24 protein-coding genes are annotated in these 24,300 nt (G+C 64.7%); 10 read left to right on the top strand and 14 right to left on the bottom strand.

From position 1 onward, the window contains the following. Position 1 precedes the first annotated feature (1 nt). On the bottom strand, positions 2–169 hold the full coding sequence (locus U5822_RS07660) for a rubredoxin (protein ID WP_008173532.1): 168 nt from the start codon (positions 167–169) through the stop codon (positions 2–4). A gap of 202 nt (positions 170–371) precedes the next feature. Here U5822_RS07660 and U5822_RS07655 point away from each other — a divergent pair, with 202 nt between their 5' ends. The 5 genes from U5822_RS07655 (at position 372) to phoR (ending at position 4,602) form a co-directional block, all read left to right on the top strand. Then, positions 372–929 carry a hypoxanthine-guanine phosphoribosyltransferase gene (locus U5822_RS07655; RefSeq protein ID WP_322855036.1) on the top strand — a complete coding sequence of 186 codons (558 nt, stop codon included), beginning with the start codon at positions 372–374 and terminating at the stop codon, positions 927–929. After that, positions 910–1,506 carry a chorismate--pyruvate lyase family protein gene (locus U5822_RS07650; protein WP_322855035.1) on the top strand — a complete coding sequence of 199 codons (597 nt, stop codon included), beginning with the start codon at positions 910–912 and terminating at the stop codon, positions 1,504–1,506. The genes U5822_RS07655 and U5822_RS07650 overlap by 20 nt, the downstream gene beginning before the upstream one ends. A gap of 68 nt (positions 1,507–1,574) precedes the next feature. Further along, positions 1,575–2,462: a 4-hydroxybenzoate octaprenyltransferase gene (gene ubiA / locus U5822_RS07645; RefSeq protein WP_322855034.1), complete on the top strand. Its 888-nt coding sequence runs from the start codon at positions 1,575–1,577 to the stop codon at positions 2,460–2,462. A gap of 75 nt (positions 2,463–2,537) precedes the next feature. Continuing rightward, a complete protein-coding gene (phoB, locus tag U5822_RS07640; RefSeq protein ID WP_322855033.1) occupies positions 2,538–3,230 on the top strand; it encodes a phosphate regulon transcriptional regulator PhoB in 693 nt (230 codons plus the stop codon). A 46-nt stretch (positions 3,231–3,276) separates the two neighbouring features. After that, a complete protein-coding gene (phoR, locus tag U5822_RS07635) occupies positions 3,277–4,602 on the top strand; it encodes a phosphate regulon sensor histidine kinase PhoR (RefSeq protein ID WP_322855032.1) in 1,326 nt (441 codons plus the stop codon). Here phoR and U5822_RS07630 read toward each other — a convergent pair. Continuing rightward, complete coding sequence (locus U5822_RS07630; RefSeq protein WP_322855031.1) at positions 4,599–5,477, bottom strand: response regulator; 879 nt, start codon at positions 5,475–5,477, stop codon at positions 4,599–4,601. The two genes, phoR and U5822_RS07630, sit on opposite strands and share 4 nt — an antisense overlap. A 252-nt stretch (positions 5,478–5,729) precedes the next feature. Between U5822_RS07630 and U5822_RS07625 the strand changes: the two genes are divergently transcribed. Genes U5822_RS07625 through U5822_RS07615 form a run of 3 tightly spaced genes read left to right on the top strand, consistent with a single transcriptional unit; the run spans position 5,730 to position 8,716 of the window. Beyond that, positions 5,730–6,983 (top strand): lytic murein transglycosylase, encoded by a 1,254-nt coding sequence (locus tag U5822_RS07625; protein WP_425258907.1) that lies wholly within the window; start codon positions 5,730–5,732, stop codon positions 6,981–6,983. 6 nt (positions 6,984–6,989) lie between these two features. Further along, positions 6,990–8,018 (top strand): metal-dependent hydrolase, encoded by a 1,029-nt coding sequence (locus U5822_RS07620; protein WP_322855030.1) that lies wholly within the window; start codon positions 6,990–6,992, stop codon positions 8,016–8,018. Between the two features lie 2 nt (positions 8,019–8,020). After that, positions 8,021–8,716: a pseudouridine synthase gene (locus U5822_RS07615; protein WP_322856896.1), complete on the top strand. Its 696-nt coding sequence runs from the start codon at positions 8,021–8,023 to the stop codon at positions 8,714–8,716. A 2-nt stretch (positions 8,717–8,718) separates the two neighbouring features. Here U5822_RS07615 and U5822_RS07610 read toward each other — a convergent pair whose 3' ends face one another. The 6 genes from U5822_RS07610 to ald all read right to left on the bottom strand — a co-directional run bounded on the left by U5822_RS07610 (position 8,719) and on the right by ald (position 14,679). Next, positions 8,719–9,198, bottom strand: coding sequence for an asparaginase domain-containing protein (locus U5822_RS07610; RefSeq protein WP_322855029.1), 480 nt, complete (start codon positions 9,196–9,198; stop codon positions 8,719–8,721). A gap of 62 nt (positions 9,199–9,260) precedes the next feature. After that, entirely contained in the window at positions 9,261–10,199 is a 939-nt protein-coding gene (pbpG, locus tag U5822_RS07605) for a D-alanyl-D-alanine endopeptidase (protein WP_322855028.1), read from the bottom strand. A gap of 124 nt (positions 10,200–10,323) precedes the next feature. Further along, on the bottom strand, positions 10,324–12,003 hold the full coding sequence (ilvD, locus tag U5822_RS07600) for a dihydroxy-acid dehydratase (RefSeq protein ID WP_322855027.1): 1,680 nt from the start codon (positions 12,001–12,003) through the stop codon (positions 10,324–10,326). A 163-nt stretch (positions 12,004–12,166) separates the two neighbouring features. Then, positions 12,167–12,778, bottom strand: coding sequence for a Yip1 family protein (locus U5822_RS07595; protein ID WP_322855026.1), 612 nt, complete (start codon positions 12,776–12,778; stop codon positions 12,167–12,169). Between the two features lie 186 nt (positions 12,779–12,964). Further along, positions 12,965–13,537 carry a glutathione S-transferase family protein gene (locus U5822_RS07590; protein ID WP_322855025.1) on the bottom strand — a complete coding sequence of 191 codons (573 nt, stop codon included), beginning with the start codon at positions 13,535–13,537 and terminating at the stop codon, positions 12,965–12,967. 23 nt (positions 13,538–13,560) lie between these two features. Beyond that, a complete protein-coding gene (gene ald, locus U5822_RS07585; RefSeq protein ID WP_322855024.1) occupies positions 13,561–14,679 on the bottom strand; it encodes an alanine dehydrogenase in 1,119 nt (372 codons plus the stop codon). A 143-nt stretch (positions 14,680–14,822) separates the two neighbouring features. On the opposite strand from ald, the gene U5822_RS07580 reads away from it, so the two are divergent. Beyond that, positions 14,823–15,623, top strand: coding sequence for a dienelactone hydrolase family protein (locus U5822_RS07580; protein ID WP_322855023.1), 801 nt, complete (start codon positions 14,823–14,825; stop codon positions 15,621–15,623). A 13-nt stretch (positions 15,624–15,636) separates the two neighbouring features. Here U5822_RS07580 and U5822_RS07575 read toward each other — a convergent pair whose 3' ends face one another. From U5822_RS07575 to cysZ, 6 genes are all read right to left on the bottom strand, one after another. After that, on the bottom strand, positions 15,637–16,332 hold the full coding sequence (locus U5822_RS07575; RefSeq protein WP_322855022.1) for a lysophospholipid acyltransferase family protein: 696 nt from the start codon (positions 16,330–16,332) through the stop codon (positions 15,637–15,639). A 165-nt stretch (positions 16,333–16,497) separates the two neighbouring features. Then, positions 16,498–16,704, bottom strand: a complete 207-nt coding sequence (locus U5822_RS07570; RefSeq protein WP_008172950.1) for a cold-shock protein — start codon at positions 16,702–16,704, stop codon at positions 16,498–16,500. A 258-nt stretch (positions 16,705–16,962) separates the two neighbouring features. Beyond that, positions 16,963–17,343 carry a fluoride efflux transporter CrcB gene (crcB, locus tag U5822_RS07565; RefSeq protein ID WP_322855021.1) on the bottom strand — a complete coding sequence of 127 codons (381 nt, stop codon included), beginning with the start codon at positions 17,341–17,343 and terminating at the stop codon, positions 16,963–16,965. Positions 17,344–17,507: 164 nt separating this feature from the next. Beyond that, positions 17,508–19,958 carry an acyl-CoA dehydrogenase gene (locus U5822_RS07560; RefSeq protein ID WP_322855020.1) on the bottom strand — a complete coding sequence of 817 codons (2,451 nt, stop codon included), beginning with the start codon at positions 19,956–19,958 and terminating at the stop codon, positions 17,508–17,510. A gap of 124 nt (positions 19,959–20,082) precedes the next feature. Next, positions 20,083–22,941, bottom strand: coding sequence for an RNA polymerase-associated protein RapA (gene rapA / locus U5822_RS07555; RefSeq protein WP_322855019.1), 2,859 nt, complete (start codon positions 22,939–22,941; stop codon positions 20,083–20,085). A gap of 17 nt (positions 22,942–22,958) precedes the next feature. Next, positions 22,959–23,708 carry a sulfate transporter CysZ gene (cysZ, locus tag U5822_RS07550; protein ID WP_322855018.1) on the bottom strand — a complete coding sequence of 250 codons (750 nt, stop codon included), beginning with the start codon at positions 23,706–23,708 and terminating at the stop codon, positions 22,959–22,961. Positions 23,709–23,805: 97 nt separating this feature from the next. Between cysZ and U5822_RS07545 the strand changes: the two genes are divergently transcribed. Then, complete coding sequence (locus U5822_RS07545) at positions 23,806–24,210, top strand: VanZ family protein (RefSeq protein ID WP_322855017.1); 405 nt, start codon at positions 23,806–23,808, stop codon at positions 24,208–24,210. Positions 24,211–24,300 lie beyond the last annotated feature (90 nt).

Below are 24,300 nucleotides of genomic sequence, written 5' to 3'. Positions count from 1 at the left end.
ATTAGCCAATCTCGATCATTTCGAAGTCTTCCTTGCCGACGCCGCAATCCGGACAGACCCAGTCTTCCGGTACGTCTTCCCACTTGGTGCCCGGCTCGATGCCGTCTTCCGGCCAGCCTTCCGCCTCATCGTAAATCAGGCCACACACCACACACTGCCATTTCTTCATACTGTCTCTCCCGGTTGTAGTCGCAGTCAGTCCGGATGCCATCATACCCATCCCCCCAGATTTGACCAATGCCGGAGCCGACGCCCGGGCCCCGGGTTTTGTGCCAATAGCCATAAATACAGACGATGGCCCGACGGTCTGCCCCTCCCTTACCCGCGCCCTCTCCGGTATAATCGGCCGTTTTACGACAGGACCGACCGTTATGACCGACACCGTCGCCGACATGAACCAGGTACTGGCCGAAGCCGACTGCCTGGTCAACGAACAGCAGGTGCAGGCCGCCATTCGTAACCTGGGCGAAGCCATCACCGACCGTCTGAAGGACAGCAATCCGCTGCTGTTCTGCGTCATGAATGGGGGGCTGATCCTGACCGGCCAGTTGCTGACCCAACTGAAATTCCCGGTCCAGGCCGAGTACCTGCACGCGACCCGGTATCGGCAGGAGACCACCGGCGGCATCCTGGAATGGAAGCTGCGGCCCGACGTCGACATGCAGGGGCGCACCATCCTGATTGTCGATGACATCCTCGATGAGGGCACCACCCTGTGCGCCATCGCCGACTACTGCCGTGCCCAGGGCGCCGCCGAGGTGCTGACCGCAGTGCTGGTCGACAAGCAGCACGACCGTAAGGCCAAGCCCGGCCTGAAAGCCGATTTCACCGGCCTGGACGTGGAAGACCGGTTCCTGTTCGGCTTCGGCATGGATTACAAGGGCTACTGGCGCAACGCGCCCGGGATCTATGCCGTCAAGGGACTCTGACATCGGGCAGCCACCCACTAACGACCACACCCGGGCCGCCACCCTGACCATTCCCGCGACCGAGTGGTACCGTTCGCTGGCCGCCGCTGGACTGCGCAACCCGCAGGTGCACGGCCCGGCCCGATACTGGCTGCAGGTCGAGGGCTCGTTCACCCGGGCGCTGCAAAGTCAGTGCAGCCGGTCGTTTCACGTTGAGGTCCAGCACGAGGGCTTTGCCCGGCCGACCCGGGAGGAGGCCCGGCACCTGGCCATTCCGGCCCGTCAGGTGGCGTGGATTCGCGAGGTGCGCCTGTGCGGCGACGGTCAGCCCTGGGTCCTGGCCCGCACCATCATTCCCCTGGCCTGCCTGGAAGGGCGTGGCCGACGCCTGCGCCACCTGGGCAACCGCCCACTGGGCGCCTACCTGTTCAGCAACCCGGACTGGTTGCGCGGCCCCCTGGAAACCGGACTGTGCCACCGGACCCAACCGGGCCAGCCGGAACTGGCCCGACGCTCGGTGTTCCGGTTCGGGCCCCGCGCCCTGCTGGTGGGCGAGTACCTGCTTCCCGAGTTGTACCGCCAGGCACCTGCGCTTTAACCCGGCCCCCGCCGCTGGCTATAATCGCCACTGCCACGCTTGTTTGCACCACCAAAGGGACCCGCTCCATGCTGCTTGACGCCATGCCCGACCACGTTCAGAGCCGGCTTGCCGATTACGCAAAACTGTTGCGCATCGACCGCCCCATCGGCAGCCTGCTGCTGCTCTGGCCCACCTTCTGGGCGCTCTGGCTGGCCGCGGACGGCATCCCGGACCTGGGCAACCTCGTCGTCTTCACCCTGGGTGTGTTCTTCATGCGGGCGGCCGGCTGCGCCATCAACGATTACGCCGACCGCGACTGGGACCGCCACGTCAAACGCACCCAGGACCGGCCCCTGACCGCCGGTCGCATCCAACCCTGGGAAGCCCTGGCCCTGTTCGGCGGACTGTGCCTGGTGTCCTTCCTGATGGTGGTGCTGTTCACCAACCCGCTGACCCTGTACCTGTCCTTTGGCGGGGCGGTGCTGGCGTTCATCTACCCGTTCATGAAGCGCTACACCCACCTGCCCCAGCTGTTCCTGGGCGCCGCCTTCTCCTGGGCCATCCCCATGGCGTGGGCCGCCCAGGCCGGCGACATCAGCCAGCTGGCCTGGCTGCTGTTCACCGCCAACGTGCTCTGGACCGTGGCCTACGACACCTTCTACGCCATGGTCGACCGCGACGACGACCTCAAGGTGGGCATCAAATCGACCGCCATCCTGTTCGGTGACGCTGACCGGGTCATCATCGCCATACTCCAGGCCATGGTGCTGGCGATCCTGGTCATGGTCGGCCATCAGGCCGAGCTGGGCACCCTGTACCACCTGGGCCTGCTGGTCATGGCCTGCCTGTTCATCTACCAGCAGTTCCTGGCTCGGGACCGGGCACGGGAGGGGTGTTTCAAGGCGTTTCTCAACAACAACTGGGCCGGCCTGGCGGTGTTCGCCGGCCTGTTCCTGGACCTGATGTTTGCCTGAGCCTGTCATATACTTGTCATACTTGGGCGTTGTAATGAGGCAGCAACAAAACAAGGTCTGACACAGGTTTAGCGTATGTCTGGAAAAACTGTCCTGATCGTCGATGACGAGGCACCCATCCGGGAAATGATCGCGGTGGCCCTCGAAATGGCGGATTACGACTATCTGGAGGCAGCGGATGCCCGAGAAGCCCATGCCCTGATTGTCGACAAGCAACCCGACCTGGTCCTGCTCGACTGGATGCTGCCCGGCACCAGCGGCGTGGAGCTGGCCCGGCGTCTGAAGAAGGAAGAGTCCACCGCCGATATCCCGATCATCATGCTCACCGCCAAGGTGGAGGAAGACAACAAGATCCAGGGACTGGAAGTGGGCGCGGACGACTACATCACCAAGCCGTTCAGCCCGCGGGAACTGGTCGCCCGGCTGAAAGCGGTCCTGCGCCGGGCCACACCGCCGGGGGTCGACACCCCGATCGAGGTCGACGGCCTGACCCTGGATCCGATCGGCCACCGGGTCACCACCAAGGACGGGGCACTGAACATGGGGCCGACCGAATACCGGCTGCTCCAGTTCTTCATGACCCACCAGGAACGGGTCTATACTCGCTCCCAGCTCCTGGATCAGGTCTGGGGCGGCAACGTTTACGTAGAAGAGCGTACCGTTGATGTCCATATCCGCCGGCTGCGTAAGGCCCTGGGTGAGCACTACGATCACCTGATCCAGACGGTGAGGGGTACCGGCTACCGGTTCTCAACGAAGGCCGCCTAACCGCGGCCCGGGCATCGGCTCCGCACACAGAACAAGGCAGCGTTGGATGCAGCACAACTGGTCGCGGTACCTCCGCATCATCATTGGTGGCCTGATCGGCTTCACGGTCGTCGGCCTCTATTTTGGCGAGCCCCTGTACGGGCTCACCCTGGGGCTGGTGATCTACCTCTGGTGGACCCTGGTGCAGGCCCGCCGCCTGTACAAGTGGCTGGCCAACCCCAGCGCCCCGGATGAGGCGCCCCAGAGCGTGGGCCTGTGGGGCGACATCTTCGACAACCTGCACAAGCTGCACCAGACCCATCTGCACACCCAGGACCGGCTGCGGGCCCAGATCAACCGGGTCCAGGAATCCACCAACGCCATGCGCGATGGCGTGATCATGACCGACAGCAAGGGCGCCATGGAGTGGTGGAACGGCTCCGCCGAACACCTGCTCGGATTCCGGCGCAACACCGACCGGGGCCAGTACATCCACAACCTGATCCGGACTCCGGCGTTCAAACACTACTTCGACTCCCGGGACTACCGCGAGCCGCTGGAGCTGCACTCACCGGCCAAGCCCCACCTCCGCCTGCAGATCCAGATCAGCCTGTTCGGCGATGACGACCGTCTGATCGTGGCCAAAGACGTGACCCGGTTGTACCAGTTGGAACAGATGCGGCGGGACTTTGTCGGCAACGTGTCACACGAGATGCGCACGCCCCTGACGGTGATCAGCGGTTACCTGGAAACCCTGGTCGACAACGCCGACGAGCTGCCAGCCAAATGGCGCCGGGCGATCAACACCATGTCGGCCCAGTCGTCACGGATGGAGGCGCTGATTACCGACCTGATCCTGTTATCCCGGATCGAGACCGGCGAGCAGACGGTCCATGACAACCCCACCGATGTCGAAACCCTGCTCGGCCAGATCTGCCACGACGCCCGCGCCCTGAGCGGCGACCAGCAGCACGAACTGAGCATTCAGGTGAACGACCACCGGTTGCTGCGGGGCGACGAGAGCCAGTTGCGCAGCGCCTTCTCCAACCTGGTGTTTAACGCGGTGAAATACACCCCGGCCCGGGGCCGCATCACCGTGACCTGGAGCACCAACCGGGAGGGCGCGCACCTGTCGGTCAAGGACACCGGCATCGGCATCGACCCCATCCACATTCCCCGGCTGACCGAGCGCTTCTACCGGGCCGATCCGAGCCGGCACAAGGACACCGGCGGCACCGGCCTGGGCCTGGCCATCGTCAAGCACGTGCTGCTGAACCACGACGGCACCCTGGAGATTCGCAGCCACATTGGCGAGGGCAGCGAGTTCATCTGTCATTTCCCGCGCGAACGCCTGGTCGAGCGGGTGCCGGAACGAACCGAGGCGGAAGGCTAGCGATTGCTGGCCCGGAACCGGGCCACGAAGCGGGACAGATCTTCCAGTTTCTGCGGATCCTCGTCGACGAAGCGGATGGTGACACTGACAAAATCGGTGTCCTGGCGTTTGTCGACCGCCTGCAACTGGTGCACGTAGCCATTGAGCCGCGCCATCTGACCGTCACCGATCTCAATGTCGATCACCGCCTGGTCGAGAATGCCCGGAAACGCCTGATCCCGCTTGGCCAGCACCCGGACCTCGGTCAGGTTGATGTCCTTGATCACCGATTTCAGGGTACTGTCGGCAAAACGCACCGACGCCAGGGTCGGGGCCGGTCGCCCCGCCGCCGACCGCGCCGGTTTGGCGGCCCTGGCCACCCCTGGCGAGGCCGGTTCCGGACGGGCGCTGGGCTCTGCGGCCGGCTCGCGCTTCTGGGTCAGCAGCGCCGCCGACTCCTTGAACGCCTCCGCCGGGCTGGCCAGGGACTTGCCACTGCGATCCATGGCCTGCTTGAGCCGAGCCCCCATCACCTTGATGATTTTCTTGCTCAGACCCTCGGGGCTGAAGGGCTTGCCCAGGTATTCCGAGACCCCCTCCTGAACCGCTTCAATGACGTGGTCCTTGTCGCCCCGGCTGGTGATCATGATGAAAGGCACCTTCTGGTACTGGGGTTGCTGACGCATCCAGCGCAGCAGTTCCAGCCCGGACATTTCCGGCATCTCCCAGTCGCACAGCACCAGGTCGAAGGCAGTCCGCGACATCAGCGACTGGGCGCGCCGGCCATTCTGGGCGTCGGTCGTTTCAATCACCGGGAAGCGCTGGCGCACGGTGCGCTTCACCAGATCCCGTACAAAGCTGGCGTCATCCACCACCAGCGCTTTCAGCGTTGCCATGTCTCAGCCCTTGTGAAGGTCTGGCATCTTCTGTGCCGTGTTGTTTTTTGCCCCACTATAAAACAAAGGCCCGGACCGGAAACCCCGCGACTACAAAAAGACCACAATTCCGGCAAACATCAGGGTGATGCGGAACCTGGAGGTTAAACAATTGTCACTCGGGATGGCCCGAGACGGTATTTCTGCCGCGACAAAACGCGCTACCATGGGCTCCGGGATTTTCACACCACCGTTACCGTACCGAGGTTCTGCGTGCTGACTAGATTTGCATGGATTCTGCCCCGTCGGAGCACTGCCTTCCGCCTGTCGTTCACCTGCCTGCTGACCACGCTGTCGCTGCCCGTCCTGGCGCAAGAGTCCGCTGCGACCACCGACAGCGAGGCGTTCCAGGAGTGCAAGATCCGGCTGCAGGAGCGCGCCGTCAACGCCGGCGTCAGCGCCGAGACCGCCAGCACCGTGATGGCCAGTGTCGAGCATCTGGACCGGGTCATCGAGCTGGACCGGCGTCAGCCGGAATTCACCACCACCTTCGCCGACTACCTCAATCGCCGCGTCAACATCCCGCGCATTTTCATGGGTCGGGCGTTGCTGCAGCAGCATGAGGAGCTGCTGGCCCGGGTCACCGCCGAAACCGGGGTGCCCGCCCCCTACCTGGTTGCCTTCTGGGGCCTGGAAACCAACTTTGGCAGTTACTTCGGCAAGATGTCGGTGCCCAGCGCCCTGACCACCCTGGCCTGCGACCCGCGCCGCAGCGGGTTCTTCACCGAGCAGCTGGTTGCCGCCCTGCGCATCATTGATGAAGGCGCCATTCCCGCCGACCAGATGGAAGGCTCCTGGGCCGGCGCCATGGGCCACGTCCAGTTCATGCCCACGGTGTTCCTGAAACACGCAGTGGACGCCGACGGCGATGGCCGCCGTGACCTGTGGAACAGCCTGCCGGACGCCATGATGTCGGCGGGCAAGTTCCTGGAATCCATGGGCTGGGACCCGGATTACCGCTGGGGCCGGGAGGTGCTGCTGCCGGACGGTTTCAATTACGCCCTGGCAGACGGCCGGCGCCTGCCCCTGAGCGAGTGGCGGGAGCTGGGCATCACCGATGCCTTTGGCAAAGAACTGGCGGACGAACCCATTGACGCCGCGCTGGTGGTCCCGGCCGGGCACCAGGGGCCGGCCTTCCTGGCCTACGACAATTTCAAGGTGATCATGGGCTGGAACCGGTCGGAATTCTACGCCATCGCCGTGGGCCACCTGGCCGACCGGGTGGCCGGCGCCGGCGGCTTGCAGAATCCGCCACCCGAGGACGTACCGGCGCTGTCCCGCGCCGCGATTCTGCAATTGCAGCAGACTCTGAACCAGCGCGGCTACGACAGCGGCAAGCCCGACGGCATCATGGGACCGGGCACCCGCTCGGCGATTCGCCAGTTCCAGGCCTCCGCCGGCCTGGTAGCCGATGGCTACCCGGGTGAGGGCGTGCTCGACCGGCTGGGCGTGAGCCCCGGACAGTAAGCGACCATGGACTCGATTACCCAAGTGGCGCTCGGCGCCTCCCTGGCCGGCGCCGTCGCCGGTAAGACCCTGGGCCGAACCGCCCTGGTGATCGGCGCCGGTCTCGGCACCCTGCCCGACCTGGATGTGATCATCGACTATGGTTCGGCGGTGGCCAATTTCACCCAGCACCGGGGCTTCAGCCATTCGCTGTTCATCCTGGTGCCGCTGGCGGTCCTGCTGGCCTGGCTGCTCTGGCGCTGGCGACCCCAGTTGTCGTTCCCGCGCTGGCTCACCCTCACGGCCCTGGTCCTGGTGACCCACCCGCTGCTGGATTCCTTCACCACCTATGGCACCCAGCTGTTCTGGCCGCTCGGTCCGCCGGTGGCGCTCAGCAGCATCTTCATCATCGATCCGCTCTACACCCTGCCACTGATCGTCGGCTGCCTCGTGTTCCTGGTGCGGCCGCCGGCCCGGCGGGCACTGGTCACCGGTCTGGCCCTGTCGACCCTGTACCTGGGCTGGACCCTCAGCGCCCAGCAGGTGGTCACCGAGCGCATCAAGCCGGCGCTGGTTGAGGCCGGACTCGAGGCGCCCCGGCTCCTGGTCCAGCCCATGCCCTTCAACACCGTACTGTGGCGGGCAACGGCACTGACCGAGGACCAGCACGTCGAGATCGTGACCGGGGTGTTCGAGGGCGACACGCCCCTGAGCCTGGAGTTTCTGCCCCGCGATCCGGACCTGGCCCGGGCCGTGTCCGGGTTTCCGGAAGCACAACGCCTGGACTGGTTTACCCGGGGCTTTCTCAACTACCGCCTGAACAACGGCGAGGTGATGGCCACCGACATCCGCCTGGGGATCCCCGGCGCCCACCCGTTCACCTTTGTCCTGGCCGAGGAACGCAACGGCCGGCTGCAACCGGTGACCAGCGAACGGACCGCCCGGCCCCCGGTCAACCCGGAAGCCCTGGGACTGCTGTGGTCCCGCCTGACCGGCGCAACCCCGGCGCTGTGCCTGGCCAGCCTGGCCACACCGGCGCCCGGACAGCGCTGCTGACCATGCCCCGGCTGGACCAGTTCATTGCCGCCAGCACGGTGTTGTCGCGCAAGGACGCCAAGCGGGCGATCGGCACCGGCCGGGTACGAGTCGACGGCCAGGTGTGCAAGCTCGCCAACACCCACATCGCCGACAACGCCGAGGTGATGCTGGACAACCAGCGCTGCGCCCTGCCCGGTGACCGTTACCTGATGCTCAACAAGCCCGCTGGCGTGGTCAGCGCGACCCGGGACAGCGATCACCCCACGGCCCTGGATTTGCTGCCGGCGGAACTGACCCGGGACCTGCACATCGCCGGTCGACTGGATGCCGACACCACCGGTTTGCTCTTGCTGACCACCGATGGCCAGTGGTCACACCGGGTCACGGCCCCCCGGATTGCCTGCCCGAAAACCTACCGGGTGACCCTGAGTGAGGCCCTTGCTGACCAGGCCGTGCAGGACTTGCAGGCGGGGGTGGAGCTGCGCAACGATCCGACGCCGACACGTCCGGCCCAGGTACGGGTGGTGTCGGAGCGGCAGATCGAGCTAACCATCTCGGAAGGACGCTACCACCAGGTCAAACGCATGCTGGCAGCGGTGGGCAACCATGTGACCGGTCTGCATCGGCTGTCGATTGGGGCGATTGCCCTGGACCCCGAACTGGCGCCTGGCCAGTACCGGGCCCTGACCGCGGAGGAAATCGCCAGCGTCGGCTAGGCTCAGGAGCGCTCGAAGCGTTGGGCCTTGAGATTCTTTTTCACCGCGCCGGCTTCGAAGACCTCGCCATTCATGGCGATGTAGACCCCGGGTGGCAACAGCTGCACCGCGGACCAGGCAAAGCCGATATTGAACAGGGCATCGGTCTTGCGCATCCGCGCCGGCTGCATGGCCCCGGTCAGCACGATAGTCTTGTCGGTCAGGGCCGACAGCACTGCGGCTGTGTCGGCCATGGTATCGGTGCCGTGGGTGATCAGGATCCGGTCGCAGTCGCAATCCGTGGCCGCCTGCAACACCGCCTGCCGGTCGGCGTCGGTCATCTCCAGGCTGTCCTTGCGCAGCAGCTCCTGCACCTGGTAGCCCTCGTGAATGTTGGACTCGGGCAGCAATTCCGGCAGCAGGGACGGGCCCACTTCGAACTGGCTGTTGGCGTCGAAATACACCTTGTCGATGGTGCCGCCGGTGGTGAAGATCTGGATCATGTCGACTCGGGCTCCCTATGGCTCAAAACGTCAGGTCAGAGCGTTGGATCAGCGCTCAGGGGTTAGTGAGTGCTGACCGATTGTTTGTCGGCGGCCGCGTAAGCCGCGTTCTTGGACTGCTCGTAACGCCGGGCCGCCCTGGCCACCTGGCCCGGGGCCCCGGTATCCAGCCAGCGCTTGATCCGTCCGGCATCGCCCATGGGCGAGCGGGTGCCCAGGGAATCCAGCAGCACGGTGACCACCTGCTCGCCGTTCATCTCGGAGATCATCACCAGGCATCGGCCCGCGTCCTTCAGGTAACCGGTCTTGCTCAGGGTCACGCCCCAGCTGTCCCGGTGCACCAGCGCGTTGGTATTGCCATAGGACAGGCTGTAACGGGGATTGCGGAAATGCGCGCGAAAATAACCGGTGGTGGAGTACGCCTGCAGCTCCGGATGCCGGGCCGCGGCGTTCACCAGCTTGACCAGGTCGGCGGCGCTGGCCACGTTGTCCACCGACAGGCCCGTGGGGTCGACAAACCGGGCCCCGGTCATGCCCAGTTCCCGGGCTTTGTCGTTCATGGCGTCAATAAACGCGTCAAAACCGCCTGGATGGCTGCGCGCCAGGGTGTAGGCGGCAAAGTTCTCGGACGACATCAGTGCCAGACGCAGGACGTCGGCGCGACGCAGGGTCGAATCGATCCGGATCCGGCTGTAGGCGTTGGCCGCCGCCGGGGTGTGGCGCTCGCGGAAGGTCAGCCACTCGTCCAGGGGTTGCCCGGACTCCAGCACCACCAGGGCCGTCATCACCTTGGTCAGGGATGCGATGGGCACCGAACGCTCGGCGTTTTTGCCAAACAGGAGCTCCGGCTCACCGGCCTTGGCCACGGCGGCGTTGACCGACGCCAGATTGGGCCCGGCCGCCGCCGTCGGTGCCGCTGCGGTCGCCTGATGACCGGCCACCGTCCCGGACAGCGCCCAGAGGGCCATTAGCAGTAACGGGACGAAACCACGCAGTCTCATGAAAACAATCCTATGCTCAGCAAATGGCAGGCCCCGCCGCCGCCCATAAGGCGGCCAGCCAGGCCTGGACTGCTGTCGATTGTAAATGCCCTGCGGAAAACGGCAACCGTGACACCGCTGCCCGTCACTCGGGCAGATCGGTCACTGCCCCCTGCGACGCCGACCCGACCGCGCGCGCGTACTTGGCCAGCACCCCGCGCTGGACCCGCAGCGGCGGTTGCAGCCATTGCTGGCGCCGACGATTCAGTTCGGCCTCGGGCACGTCCAGCTCGATGCGGTTGCTGACCGCGTCGATGGTGATGGTGTCGCCGTCCTCCACCAGGGCGATGGGGCCACCTTCGGCCGCTTCCGGGGTGATGTGCCCGACCACGAAGCCGTGGCTGCCGCCGGAGAAGCGGCCATCGGTAATCAGGGCCACGTCATTGCCCAGGCCCTTGCCCATGATCGCAGAGGTCGGACTCAGCATCTCCCGCATGCCGGGCCCGCCCTTGGGGCCCTCGTAACGGATGACCAGGACATCGCCGGCGACCACGGTACCGTCCAGAATCCGGGCCTGGGCCTCTTCCTCGGAATGGAAGACCCGGGCACGGCCGGTAAAGTGGGTGCCCTCCTTGCCGGTGATCTTGGCCACCGCGCCGGTCGGCGCCAGGTTGCCGTAGAGAATGCGCAGATGGCTGTCGGCCTTGATCGGGTTGTCGAAGGCGTGAATGATGTCCTGGCCTTCCGGGTAAGCCTCAACCCCGGCCAGGTTCTGCGCCAGGGTCTGGCCGGTCACGGTCAGGCAGTCGCCGTGCAACAGGCCACGCTCGAGCAGCATTTTCATCAACGGCTGGATACCGCCGATGGCCACCAGCTCCGACATCATGTAGTGGCCGCTGGGGCGCAGGTCCGCCAGTACCGGGACCCGCTTGCCGATCTCGACAAAGTCCTCCAGATCCAGGCGCACGCCGATTGTGCTGGCCATGGCCAGCAGATGCAGCACCGCGTTGGTGGAGCCGCCGAGGGCAATCACCACGGTGATGGCGTTTTCGAAGGCCTCCCGGGTCATGATGTCGGATGGCTTGATGTCGCGCTCCAGCAATGCCAGCACGGCGGCGCCGGCGGCCCGGCAGTCGGCGGTCTTGGTGTCGGACACGGCGTTCTGGGCGGAACTGCCGGGCAAGCTCATGCCCATGGCCTCGATGGCGGACGCCATGGTGTTGGCGGTGTACATACCCCCGCAGGAGCCGGGGCCGGGGATGGCGGTTTCCTCGATCTGCTTGACCTCGATCAGGTCCAGATCGCCCCGGGCGTGAGCGCCCACGGCCTCGAACACCGAAATGATGTCGGTGTGGTTGTCGCCCGGCAGGATGGTGCCGCCGTAGACAAAGACCGATGGCCGATCCAGCCGCGCCAGTCCCATCATGCACCCGGGCATGTTCTTGTCGCAGCCACCGATGGCGACCAGGCCGTCGAAGCCCTCGCACCCGGCCACGGTCTCGATGGAATCGGCGATCACCTCCCGCGACACCAGTGAGTACTTCATGCCCTCGGTGCCATTGGCGATGCCGTCCGAGACCGTGATGGTATTGAAGATCAGGGACTTGCCACCGGCGCCATCGGCCCCGGCGGCCGCTTCCTCGGCCAGCCCGTTGATGTGCATGTTGCAGGGCGTGAGATTGCTCCAGGTCGAGGCAATGCCGACCTGGGGTTTGCGGAAATCCTCGTCGGTGAAGCCCACGGCTCGCAGCATCGCCCGGCTGGCGGATTTGCCGACACCGTCGACGACCGTCGAGGAGTGGCGGCGCCGTTTGTCCTGAGTCATGGTTGTCCCTCCCGTTACTCTGATTGTGGGTTCAGGCTGGCAGAATCACCGGATGCGGGCAATGGTTGCGCCCGCGTTTCGGCCTGGCGGCGATCCCACCCCCGGCAACCAAAAAGGGGAAGCCGTAGCTTCCCCTCCTCTTACATGCGGTGCCCGAGTGTCGTCAGCCGCTGACGAACACCGGTCCCACGCCCAAGTTCCAGAGGATCACCGAGCCGACCCGGGTCGACACCAGGATCACCAGCGCCACGGTCAGCAGGGCGCCGCCATAGAACACCGCCCGGTCTTTCTCAATGCCCATGACGATGGGCAGGCCGTCGTACATCAGCCAGGCGCCGTAGCAGGCGGCCACCAGGAACACGATGGCGTTGAACCAGGGCACCGGGTACAACAGGGCAAATCCGGCCAGGAACAGCGGGGTGCAGGAGTAGGCCGCCAGGGCGATGCCGTTGGAGGGCACGTGTTCCTCGCGCGCGCCGTAGGTTTTGGCCATCCAGTTGACCGCGTAACCCAGGGCAAAAACCCCGACCAGCATGGCCAGGTAGGTCAGCACGCTCAGTTGCAGGGCGCTGATTTCCGTCAGTTTGATCAGCCGGTCATTGCCGACGGTCCAGCCAAAATAGGCCGTGGAGATGTAGGCGCAAATGGGCCCGATGGCGGCGAGGATGACCACGTAGGCCACGTACAGCCGACGCGGGGTGTGGTGTTCTTTTCGAATGGAAGCCCACTCTTCATCCGGATGGGTAAAGAGGCCAAAGGCATGGGACAGGAGCATGGACGACCCCCTAGATTCTCTGTTGTTGGAATTATCAGCTACGGCCACGGACCCGAGTCGGATCTGCAACCGCGCCTCTTCCTAACTATAGTCAAGAACCGCCAATGGGGAAGTCGAATTGGTGAAAAATTGTGCCGGTTTGCAACCAAACCGACGCGGCCGCCCCGGGCGGGCGGCCGCTTGGCTTCAGGCCAGGCGCGGGTCGGTGGTTTCCACCCACTTCTTGGTCTTGCGGCGATCCCGGAACGCCAGCAGGCTGTCCAGCCCGGACCAGTCCACCAGCTCCCGGAATTCCAGCCAGTCGATCAGGCAGTACAGGCAGATGGCCGGGTAATCCCAGCTGTTGAACTGACCCTCGTCCACCATGTCCGCGAGGGTGTGCAGCGTGGTGCTGATCCGCTCCCGCTGCAGGTTGTAGAACATCAGGTCCTGACTGGTGTCGATGCCGGACTTGGCCGACAGCAGCAGGGTCACCGCCGAGTCGTTGGCGCCGTCGATCATGGTCAGCTGGTTCTGCTGGTCCCAGGTCAGTGGATCGCGACCCTGCTTGGCGCTGACGTAGCGGGCGATGATGCGGGAATCGAAGATCTGCTGACCGTCGTCCTCCAACACCGGGATCTTCAGGGTCGGGTTGTTCTTGCGCAGCTCGTCCCGGCCTTCACCGTAGATGTTGAGGTTGACGAATTCGTAGGGTTCTTCCCCCAGCAGGATGCGAATTCGCCGGACATAGGGGGAAGTGGTCGATCCAATCAGCTTCATGGTTACTCCGAGTGTCTCACTGCTCAGGATCCCAACAGGGATTCCGCTTTGGTGTATGGGTGGCCGGTGGCCTCTGCCACCTCCCGGTAAGTCACCTTGCCGCCCGCCACATTCAGGCCCGCCAGCAGATGCGGGTCGTCCTTCATGGCCTGGACCGGGCCATTGTTGGCCAGGGCCGCCACGAACGGCAGGGTGACGTTGTTCAGGGCCAGGGTGGCGGTGCGCGCCACGGCACCGGGCATGTTGGCCACGCAGTAATGTACCACACCGTCGACCAGATACGTGGGATCGTCATGGGTGGTCGCCCGGGAGGTTTCGGCGCAGCCGCCCTGGTCAATGGCCACGTCCACCAGCACACTGCCCTCGGGCATCCGGCGAATCATGTCCCGGGTCACCAGCTTGGGCGCCGAGGCGCCCGGAATCAGCACACCGCCGATGACCAGGTCCGATTCGGTGACCGCCTGATCGAGGGTCTGGGCGGTGGAAAACAGCGTGGTGATGCGATTGCCATAGCGCTGGTCCAGGCTGCGCAGCACCGCCATGTCGCGGTCCAGCACGGTGACCTGGGCGCCCAGCCCCACCGCCATGGCCAGGGCATTCTGGCCCACCACGCCCGCGCCGATGATGGTCACCCGGGCGGCGCTGACCCCGGGCACACCGCCCAGCAGCACGCCACGACCGCCGGCCGCCTTTTCCAGGCAGTGGGCGCCGGCCTGGATCGACATCCGCCCGGCCACCTCCGACATGGGCGCCAGCAGGGGCAACCGGCCGGAGCGGTCGGTCACCGTCTCGTAGGCGATGCAGGTCGCCCCGGACGCTACCAGCTCATCGGTCTGAGCCTGGTCCGGCGCCAGGTGCAGGTATGTGAACAGGGTGTGCCCGGGCGTCAGCAGGGCCCGCTCCTGGGCCTGGGGCTCCTTGACCTTGACGATCAACTCGGCGGCCTCAAACACCTCGGACGCCTGGTCCAGAATCTGCGCCCCCGCCTGCCGGTAGTCCTGGTCGGAAAACCCGATGGCGGCCCCGGCCTGGGTTTCGACGAAGACCTCGTGGCCATGGCCGGCCAGCTCGTGCACCGCGGCGGGGGTCATGCCGACCCGGTATTCGCGGTTCTTGATTTCCCTGGGTACCCCGATTTTCATGGACAACCTCCCCACTGGTACGCAAATGACGGCTATCTTGAAGCAGTGTAGTCAAACCCTTTGCGCCCCGAACAGGCCCAAACAGATCGTTCCCGATGGCCGCAACGTACAGGGCATATCGACCTCAGCAAGGAGAAAGCACGATGACGCGACTCACATTTTCGGCATTCGCCGGGATCCTATTCACCTTTGCCAGCACGCAGGCAGGCGCCGCCATGCAAACCGAAACCGTTGAATACCAGATCGATGACCAGACCTTCACCGGCTACCTGGCCTGGGACGACGCCGTCGACGGCGAGCGACCCGGGGTACTGGTGGTCCACGAATGGTGGGGCCACAACGACTTCGCCCGGGACCAGGCCGAGAAACTGGCCGCCGCCGGTTACACCGCCTTTGCCCTGGACATGTACGGCAGCGGCAAGCTGGCGGAGCACCCGGACACCGCCAAACAGTTCATGCAGGAAGCCACCCGGGACATGGAGCAGATCAAGGCCCGATTCATGACGGCGAAGACGCTGCTGGCCGAGCACGACACCGTGGACGGCGACCGCATTGCCGCCCAGGGTTACTGTTTTGGCGGCGCGGTGGTGCTGAACATGGCGCGCCTGGGCGTGGATCTGGACGGCGTGGTCAGCTACCACGGCGCCCTGGGCAGCCCCCTGAAGGCAGAGCCCGGGCAGGTGTCGGCGCGGATCCAGGTCTACACCGGCGGTGCCGACCAGATGGTGCCGTCAGACCAGGTCGCCGGACTGGTGCAGGAAATGCAGGATGCCGGTGTCGATCTGACCCTGGTCACCTTCCCGGGGGTACTGCACTCCTTCACCAACCCGGGCGCGGACCGCTTCGCCGAGGAGTTCGGCATGCCGGTGGGCTACGACGAGGCCGCCGCCACCCGGTCCTGGGACGGCACCCTGCGGTTCTACCGGGAGATTTTCGGCCAGTAACCGGCCAGTGCGATCAGAGGGCGGCGGCAATGGTGCCCCGCACCTGGTCCCGCAGGCTGTCGAGGTCGCGATCGGCGGTTGCCACCGGCGGGTGGATCACGATCTCGATGACTCCCGGGGTGAACGCCGCCTGGCCCTTGGGCAGCCGGTCGTGGGAGCCGCGTACGGTGATGGGCAGAATCGGCAGCTGACCATCCCGAGCAATGACAAAGCCCCCCTTCTTGAACGGCAGCAACTGACCGTCCCAGGACCGGGTTCCTTCCGGGAACATCAGAATGCCGGTGCCATCGGGCAACTGCGCCACCCCGTGCTTGATGCTCTCCAGGGCATCACTGCCGCGGGCGCGGTCGATGAACAGGTTGCGGGAGGTTTCCAGGGCCAGTCCGAACAGCGGCACCTTGCGCAGTTCCTTCTTGATCACCCAGCGATACTGCAGGCCCAGGGCCAGCACCAGGGCCGGTGGGTCGAAATAGGACGCGTGGTTGCTCAGGATGACGTAGCGCTGGCTGGGCTGGATATGCTCGCGCCCACGTACCACCAGGCGAATACCACACACCTTCAGGATGACCCAGGCAAAAATTTGAGTGCCGTGGAAGGCAGCATCGCCGCGTTTGCCCGCGAGCGCGGCAATCACGATGGGTAAAAACAGGAGGAGGGTCAGCAATATGGCCCAGAAGAAGATCCAGATGGCCTTGAGGGTCTTGAGCATGAATGGGTCCTGAGGTCTCGACGTCCGTTTTCACGAGCTGCAGGGGCACTAAGATTACACAGAGGTGCAAAAATCACAAAGCGTACCAGCTGTTAGCGACAACCAGGCACAAAAAAAGGCAGCCGAAGCTGCCTTTTTGGCGGTTATTGCCGAATCCATCAAGGATTACAGAGCAACAACGTTCTCCGCCTGAGGACCTTTCTGGCCCTGGGTAACGGTGAACTCGACCTGCTGGCCTTCTGCCAGAGTCTTGAAACCGCTGCCCTGAATAGCGCTGTAGTGAACGAATACGTCCGGGCCGCCTTCACGAGTGATAAAGCCAAAGCCTTTTGCTTCGTTGAAGAACTTAACAGTACCGGTAGTAGTAGACATACTTAAACTTCCTGAAATCAATCAATAATCTGCTGCCGTGCGCCTTCATGGCGTAGGCTTGCGCTTGCGGAAATACAGAACTCGCGGAATCAAAAACAGGACGGTCACTACTAACTACGGAGGTACGTCTTATTCATGAAATGCTTTACTGAATCTTTCCTACGCGAGTCACTCTACTCTGGAATTTGTGGCTTGCCAAGTGGATTTTCAATAATTTAAGTAGGTGATCATACCCATCCTCGAGCCCGACCCAAGCCCTCAACCACGCACCAGCCCGAAGGTGTAAATCCCCAACGCCGTCATCAGCAACGATCCGATCACATGCGCCAGGATGCCTCCGATCGCCATGGCCCACTTGCCGGCCTGGAACGCCGCCAGCATTTCCAGGGAAAAAGTCGAGAAGGTGGTCAGCGCACCGCACAGGCCGGTGATGGCGAACAGCCGCCATTCCGGCGCCAGCGAGCTGCCATGACTGAAGTAGCCAATCAGCAGACCGATCAGCCAGCCGCCACTCAGGTTGGCCACCAGGGTGCCATAGGGGATGGCGTGGTAGCTGCTGTTGAGCCAGAGCCCCAGCAGCCATCTCAGGTTTGCGCCGATCACGGCGCCCGTGCTCACTGCCAATACCGATAGCCACATCCTGCTTGGGGCTCCTGATCCTCTGTCGGGTGGGCGCATGCCCGGTCCGGGCACTGCTCCTGAGTATGCCGATATTACGCAGGCAAGTTAAGGCCTTATAACCGGGCACAAAAAAGGGCACCCGAGGGTGCCCTTGCGGTTCCGGTTCGGCAACACCGACCGGGTCAGGCCGGGTTGTGGTCGATCAGCGTGTCCTTGTTACGGGCGAATTCGTCGAACGCGAAATCGTCCACGGTCAGCATTTCCAGCACCAAAGCCTCGTACTCGCGCATGAACTCGGCCTCTTCCTTGGTGAAGAGACCGGCCTCCAGAGCCGCCTCAAAGCGCTCCTCCGGATGCAATGCGGTCATCGGCAACTCACCCTTGGCGTAGGCCTTGGTGACCTTGCGGTACAGCTGCTCGGCCTTGTCGTAGTCCTTCAGCAGGCCATTGTAGCGGGCCAGCGGGTTGTCCACTCCGGCGTCGCCCTCGGTGGTCCAGGCGCCGGCGATCAGCTTGCTGCGGATCGGCGTGTCGGTGGAGATGGCCCGTGCCAACTTGCGGGACAGATCGTCGTGGGGCGCATCCCAGCGCCGTCCCAGGGGCATGGTGATGGCCCGCAGCGCCAGTGCCACGGCCCGGCCCGGCAGGTTCTGCAGGAATTCGTCCAAGGCGTTTTCGGTCCGGTGCAGCAACAGGCTGAGGCTGTACTCCATGACCTCGCGCTCGCCCTCCACCGGCTGACCCTCGTGCCAGTTCTTCAGCACCATGGAGGCCAGGTAGAGGTTGGCAAGCATGTCGCCCAGGCGCGCCGAAATCAGCTCGCGCATCTTCAGCTCGCTGCCCAGGGTGGTCATGGCGGCGTCCGAGCACAGACCGAAGGCGGCGCTGAATCGCGCCACGGCCTGGGCGTAACGGCGGCTGGCGCTATCAAACGGCACATCGGCGCGACCCAGACCCAGCGCCTGGGTGAAGGCTCGGGCGGCGTTGCCAAAGATCAGGCCGGCATGGCCGAAGAAGGCGTCGTCGAAGGCGTCGATGTCGTCGTTGTCCTTCGCCGCCAGCTCTTTCAGCACGTACGGATGGCAGCGGATCGCACCCTGGCCGAAGATCATCAGGCTGCGGGTCATGATGTTGGCGCCTTCCACCGTGATCGACACCGGCGCGCCACTGAAGCCAATGCCCAGGTAGTTGCGCGGGCCGAGGGTGACAGTCTTGCCACCGTGCACGTCCATGGCGTCAGACAGCACGCCACGCTGGAACTCGGTCAGGTGGTACTTGAGGATGGCCGAGGGTACCGCCGGCTTCTCGCCGCGGTCGATCATGTTGGCGGTGTGATTCACCGCCGCCTGGGAGATGTAGGCCTTGCCGGCAATCCGGGCCAGGGGCTCCTGCACCCCTTCCATGTCCGCGACCGGGGTATTGAACTGGCGCCGGATGCGAGTGAAGCCACCGGCGGTACCGACCGCGTAGGCCGCCGCGCCAGCGGCGCCGGACGGCAGGGTGATGCAGCGGCCGACCGACAGACACTCGACCAGCATGCGCCAGCCCTGGCCCGCCATTTCCTGGCCACCGATGATGTAATCGAGGGGAATGAACACGTCCTTGCCCTTGATCGGCCCGTTCATGAACGGGGTCCCGATCGGGCAGTGCCGGCGACCGATTTCCATGCCCTTGGTGTCACGGGGGATCAGCGCGCAGGTGATGCCGTAATCCTTGGTGTCGCCGAGCAGGCCGTCCGGATCGAACATGCGGAACGCCAGACCGACCACGGTGGCGATGGGCGCCAGGGTGATCCAGCGCTTCTCGAAGTTCAGCTTGATGCCGACCACTTCCTTGCCGTCAAACTCGCCCTTGCAGACGATACCGGTGTCCGGCAGGGAGGTGGCGTCGGAGCCGGCGCGGGGACCGGTCAGGCCAAAGCAGGGAATTTCCCGGCCGTCGGCCAAGCGCGGCAGATAGTGGTTCTTCTGCTCATCGGTGCCGTATTTGACCAGCAGCTCGCCCGGGCCGAGGGAGTTGGGCACGCCCACCGAGACCATCAGCATTTCGTTGGCCGCCAGCTTCTGTAGCACCGCGGTCTGCGCCTTGGCGGAAAATTCCAGGCCGCCGTATTCCTTCGGGATGATCATCCCGAAGAATTTTTCCTTCTTCAGGAAGTCCCAGAGTTCCTTCGGCAGATCCGCGCGCTCGACCGCCAGGTCCCAGGCGTTGCACATGGAGATGGCCTGGGTGCACTGGTTGTCAACGAAGGCCTGTTCGTCCTCGCTCAGGCCGGTGTGGCGGTTGATCAGCAGGTTGTGCCAGTCGGGCTGGCCGGTGAACAGCTCGCCGTCCCAGCCAACGGTGCCCGCTTCCAGGGCCACCTTCTCGGTGTCGGACACCTTCGGCGCCACTTTCTTGAAGGTGGCGAAGATGCGCGGGGTCAGCCAGCCCTGACGGAAACCGGGCAACCCGGCCGCCGCGGTGATACCAGCACCGATGAACAGCACCAGGGCCAGCCAGCCGGAGGCAAACAGCCAGGAAAGCAAACCCACCACTACCATCACGCCAATGGCCGGCATGGCGCCGGCTTCACGGCGCATCACGACCAGCAGGCCAGCCAGCGCCACTACCAACAGAAGGAAAGTCATCATAGGTTCTCTCAGTCATCCATGGTTCGGGAAGTTCTTAGACGAAAGTAGGTACGCCCACAGTACCGCATCAGATGATGGCTGAGAAGCGGCTGTTTTCAGTCAGTTATCCCGATCACACCCTGGATCACGAGGTCACGATGACGCGAATGCCCTCCAGCGCCAGACTGGCGCGACCGATGGCCTCCCGGGCGGCCGCCAGCTGATCCCGGAAAAAGTCGATTTCCTCTTCCCGGATCGCCGGGTTGACCTTCTGCAACGCCTCCAGGCGCCTGATTTCGGTGCCAAAACTGGCCTCCAACTGGTCCAGGGCCTGTTGTTTCATCGGCTCCAGATGCGGTTCGGACAGGCGCTCGGCGTGGTCCACCATGGTCTCCACCTGGGGCCGGATCTGCGGCACGATGGCCTGGGCGGTCCGGCGCCGGATGTTCGAGCACAGGTCGTTGAGCCGGTCGTGGGGCAAGGCCGCCGACAGCTCCTTGCCGTTCACGTCCACCAGCAAGCGCAAGGGCGACACCGGCAGGTAGCGGGTCAATTGCAGGGCTTCGGGCGCCGGGCAATGCACCGTGAACAGGGCTTCCATCAGCAGGGTGCCGGCCGGCAACGCCTTGACCGACAGGTTGGCCAGCGCCGCCTTGCCCAGGCCCGAGCTGGTGACCGAGTCCATCACCCCGGTGACCATCGGGTGCTCCCAGCTCATGAACGCCAGGTCTTCCCGCTCCAGCGCCTGCTGCCGGCTCCAGGTCACCGTCACACCGTCCTCCGGCAATTCGGCGACGTGGCCGGCCTGGTAATGCTCACCCGGACGCAGGACATCCGATTCCTCGGTGTGGTCCTCAACGTCGACCCCCAGGATGTCGAACGCCTGCATCATGTAATCGCGCACCGCCGCCGAGCTTTCCTCGGCTTCGATGCTGTCGATCAGCTGGCCGGCCTGCTCCGGCCGGCAGGAGTTCAGCTCGATCAGCGCGTCACGACCGTTCTGCAGCAGGGTGCGCAGGCGCGCCGCCTCCGCCGCCGACGCCCGCACCAGCGCCTCCAGCTCCGAGGTGTCGCCCTCAATGGCCTGCTGCCACGGCCCCTGCACCGCCTCCTGCACGGCCACGCCGACGGCGCAGCTCTCGGCAAAGGCGTTCAGGCCGTCCTGGAACCAGCGATACTGGACCTCCTGGGCGGTGTCGGTGAGGTAAGGCACGTGAATGTCGATGGTGTCGGTCTGGCCGATCCGGTCGAGTCGGCCGATGCGCTGCTCCAGCAGGTCCGGATTGGCCGGCAGGTCGAACAGCACCAGATGATGGGCAAACTGGAAGTTGCGGCCTTCGCTGCCAATTTCCGAACAGATGAGTGCCTGGGCACCCTGCTCGGTGTCGGCGAAATAGGCCGCGGCCCGATCCCGCTCCACCAGGCTCAGCTGTTCGTGGAAGGCGGCACTGCGGATGCCGGCGCGCAACTGCAGGTAGTGCTCCAGGGCCATGGCGGTTTCCGCCCGGGCACAGATCACCACCACTTTCTGCGGGCGCAGGCCAACCAGGGTCTGCTCAAGCCAGCTGACCCGCGGGTCCTCTGCCAGCCAGGTATCCTCGTCGGCCGACTGCTCCGGCGCCAGGCCGTCCTGACCCCAGGCGTGGTCCTGGTACAGCGAGGGGCGCGGCAGGGCATGGGGCGACACCCGCCGTTCCGGGAAGCCCTGGATGGCGGCGCGGGTGTTGCGGAACAGCACCCGGCCGGTACCGTGCCGGTCCAGCAGGGCATCGATGATGGCCTGGTGCGGTTCCGGGCCGGCCAGCAGCTGGTCCAGCTCCGCGCCCAGCCAGGCCTGAAGCGCCTGGCGGTCGTCGGCGGACAGCTCGGTGCTGTCCTGCAGCCGCCGAACCACCGCGTTGATGGCCTCGTACTGCTGCTCCTGCTCGCGGAACGCCTCAAGATCGTGGAACCGCGCCGGATCCAGCAGCCGCAATCGGGCAAAGTGGCTGGCCACGCCCACCTGCTCGGGGGTGGCGGTCAGCAGCAGCAGGCCCCGGCTGGCCGCCGACAGCTCCTCCACCACCTGGTATTCGGCACTGGCCTGTTCCGGACTCCAGGCCAGGTGGTGAGCCTCGTCGACGATCATCAGGTCCCAGCCGGCCGCCAGGGCGTCCTTGCGGGCCTGCTCGTTGCTGGTCAGGTAATCCAGGCTGCACAGCACCAGCTGCTCGGTTTCGAACGGATTGACCGGGTCGTCGTCCCCGAAGATGTGATTGACCAGGGCATCCACGTCGTCCTCGTCATCCTTGAGGGCGTCGTAGCGGTCCTGGTCGATGATGGAGAAGCGCAGGTTGAACCGGCGCAGCATTTCCACCAGCCACTGGTGAATCAGCGAATCCGGCACCACGATCAGCGCCCGCTTGGCGCGTCCGGTGTGCAGCTGGTAGTGCAGGATCAGACCGGCCTCGATGGTCTTGCCCAGGCCCACCTCGTCGGCGAGCAAAACCCGGGGCGCATGGCGTTTGGCCACTTCGTGGGCAATGTAGATCTGGTGCGGCAGGTGCTGGGTTCGGGCCCCGATCAGTCCCTGGGCCGGCGAACCGTGCAACCGGTCCTGGTGCTGCAGGGTGGCCACCCGCAGGCGGAAGGCGCCGTTGCGGTCGAACTGGCCGGCGAACAGACGCTGGTGCGGGGCCGAGAAATTGACCGAACCGCTGAGTTTGACCTCGGAAATCTGCTGGATGTTGTCGCCGTCGTCGGCGTGGTACATCAGGACCCCGCCGATGTCCTCCACGGCGCGCACGATGAATTGCTCGCCCTCGAAGGTCTGAATCTCCTCACCGATCTGGTAAACGATGCGCGACAGGGGGGCGTTATCAATGGCGTAGGTACGCTCCTCATCCGCCGCCGGGAATCCCAGGGTGACCCGCCGACCGGAGATGTCGGTGACAATCCCCAAACCCAAGCCGGTGTCGCTGTGGCTGACCCAGCGCTGACCGATGACAAATTCCGATGTATCCAAGAAACCTCCAGACAGAATTAAGTGCGGGTGGCGCCCCGTTCGCGCACCCAGTAGGCGGTGGCGCCACACACTGCCGCCGGTACCACCACCAGATTGAGGACCGGCACCATGGCCGCCAGGGCCACGGGCAGGCCGAAGCCGAACGCCGACAACCGGGTCGCCCCAAGCAGACCGCGCAGCTCCCGGAAACTGACCTTGTGGTTGTCGGCCGGGTAATCCACGTACTGCAGCGCCATCATCCAGCTGTTGAACAGGAACCAGAGCACCGCGGCAACCAGGTTGACCACCGGGATCAGGCCGATGACGAACAGCCCCAGGGCCCTGGGCAGGTAGTAGGTGATCTTCTGGACTTCGCGCCAGAGGGCGCGGGGCACGTCCTTGACCAGGGCGGCCCAGCTGTCGTCGGTACTGACCTCCTGTCCGGTCAGGTGCTTTTCGGTGAGCTCGGCCAGGAAACCGTAGAAGGGCGCGCCAATCAGGTTGGCCACAATCACGAAGCCGTAGGCCAGCATCAGCAGAATGACCGCGCCGTACAGCAGCCAGAACAGCCAGTCGAGGGCCTGAAGCCAAGCCCAGTCCGGCAGCCAGGCCATGGCCGCGGCGATCAGACCGGCAAACAACTCAGCCAGAAAATAGAACAGCAGGCCGAACAGCAGCACGTTGATCACCAGGGGAATAATCACGAACAACCGCAGACCGGGTTGCCGAATCAGGCGGAAGCCTTCGCCCAGATAGCCCAGTCCTCGAAAAAAATTACCCTTGAGCATTCCGGCCGGCCCTCCGCTTCAATGACAATGACGGGGCGCAAAGCATATCATGTTGCTCTCGCTCCCACAGCCCGCAGACACCTAGGGACTATCCCCCATGGCAGCCATCAAACAGCGCGTTCTCAACCTGATGCGATATCGCCCGCTGTGGCGCCTGGCCCTGGCGATCTCGGTGCTGGCCATCCTGTACCTGGCGACCACGCCCAATCCCTACCCGGTGCCGGCGTCGGCCAGCGACAAGCTCAACCACCTGATTGCCTTCCTGGAACTGACCCTGCTGACCCGCCTGGCCTGGCCCGAGGCCCGGGCGCTCCAGTACGTCCCGGCCCTGCTGGGGTTCGGCGTGGCCATCGAACTGCTGCAGGCGACCCTGCCGCATCGGGACTTTTCGATCGCGGATATGGTCGCCGATGGCGCCGGCATCCTGCTGGGCCTGCTGCCCTGGCCGGGGCTGAACCGGCTGACAAATCCGGATTTGAGAAAATCCCCCGACTCCGTGTAGGAAATATCTTACACGCGCGTGCGATCTTTCAGCTATGTCACGTACGCAACAGTTAGAAAAGCACCACAACCAGAGACCAAGTCACTGTTT

The sequence above is a fragment of the Marinobacter qingdaonensis genome (genome assembly GCF_034555935.1).
Lineage (GTDB): Bacteria > Pseudomonadota > Gammaproteobacteria > Pseudomonadales > Oleiphilaceae > Marinobacter > Marinobacter qingdaonensis.
Note: the sequence above shows the minus strand (reverse complement) of the source record. Positions and strands in the feature narration are given on the sequence as shown.

Bases quoted from the DNA above. Each gene is read 5' to 3' on its own strand.
- U5822_RS07660 (WP_008173532.1), bottom strand. From the start codon at position 169: ATGAAGAAATGGCAGTGTGTGGTGTGTGGCCTGATTTACGATGAGGCG.
- U5822_RS07655 (WP_322855036.1), top strand. From the start codon at position 372: ATGACCGACACCGTCGCCGACATGAACCAGGTACTGGCCGAAGCCGAC.
- U5822_RS07650 (WP_322855035.1), top strand. From the start codon at position 910: ATGCCGTCAAGGGACTCTGACATCGGGCAGCCACCCACTAACGACCAC.
- ubiA (WP_322855034.1), top strand. From the start codon at position 1,575: ATGCTGCTTGACGCCATGCCCGACCACGTTCAGAGCCGGCTTGCCGAT.
- phoB (WP_322855033.1), top strand. From the start codon at position 2,538: ATGTCTGGAAAAACTGTCCTGATCGTCGATGACGAGGCACCCATCCGG.
- phoR (WP_322855032.1), top strand. From the start codon at position 3,277: ATGCAGCACAACTGGTCGCGGTACCTCCGCATCATCATTGGTGGCCTG.
- U5822_RS07630 (WP_322855031.1), bottom strand. From the start codon at position 5,477: ATGGCAACGCTGAAAGCGCTGGTGGTGGATGACGCCAGCTTTGTACGG.
- U5822_RS07620 (WP_322855030.1), top strand. From the start codon at position 6,990: ATGGACTCGATTACCCAAGTGGCGCTCGGCGCCTCCCTGGCCGGCGCC.
- U5822_RS07615 (WP_322856896.1), top strand. From the start codon at position 8,021: ATGCCCCGGCTGGACCAGTTCATTGCCGCCAGCACGGTGTTGTCGCGC.
- U5822_RS07610 (WP_322855029.1), bottom strand. From the start codon at position 9,198: ATGATCCAGATCTTCACCACCGGCGGCACCATCGACAAGGTGTATTTC.
- pbpG (WP_322855028.1), bottom strand. From the start codon at position 10,199: ATGAGACTGCGTGGTTTCGTCCCGTTACTGCTAATGGCCCTCTGGGCG.
- ilvD (WP_322855027.1), bottom strand. From the start codon at position 12,003: ATGACTCAGGACAAACGGCGCCGCCACTCCTCGACGGTCGTCGACGGT.
- U5822_RS07595 (WP_322855026.1), bottom strand. From the start codon at position 12,778: ATGCTCCTGTCCCATGCCTTTGGCCTCTTTACCCATCCGGATGAAGAG.
- U5822_RS07590 (WP_322855025.1), bottom strand. From the start codon at position 13,537: ATGAAGCTGATTGGATCGACCACTTCCCCCTATGTCCGGCGAATTCGC.
- ald (WP_322855024.1), bottom strand. From the start codon at position 14,679: ATGAAAATCGGGGTACCCAGGGAAATCAAGAACCGCGAATACCGGGTC.
- U5822_RS07580 (WP_322855023.1), top strand. From the start codon at position 14,823: ATGACGCGACTCACATTTTCGGCATTCGCCGGGATCCTATTCACCTTT.
- U5822_RS07575 (WP_322855022.1), bottom strand. From the start codon at position 16,332: ATGCTCAAGACCCTCAAGGCCATCTGGATCTTCTTCTGGGCCATATTG.
- U5822_RS07570 (WP_008172950.1), bottom strand. From the start codon at position 16,704: ATGTCTACTACTACCGGTACTGTTAAGTTCTTCAACGAAGCAAAAGGC.
- crcB (WP_322855021.1), bottom strand. From the start codon at position 17,343: ATGTGGCTATCGGTATTGGCAGTGAGCACGGGCGCCGTGATCGGCGCA.
- U5822_RS07560 (WP_322855020.1), bottom strand. From the start codon at position 19,958: ATGATGACTTTCCTTCTGTTGGTAGTGGCGCTGGCTGGCCTGCTGGTC.
- cysZ (WP_322855018.1), bottom strand. From the start codon at position 23,708: ATGCTCAAGGGTAATTTTTTTCGAGGACTGGGCTATCTGGGCGAAGGC.
- U5822_RS07545 (WP_322855017.1), top strand. From the start codon at position 23,806: ATGGCAGCCATCAAACAGCGCGTTCTCAACCTGATGCGATATCGCCCG.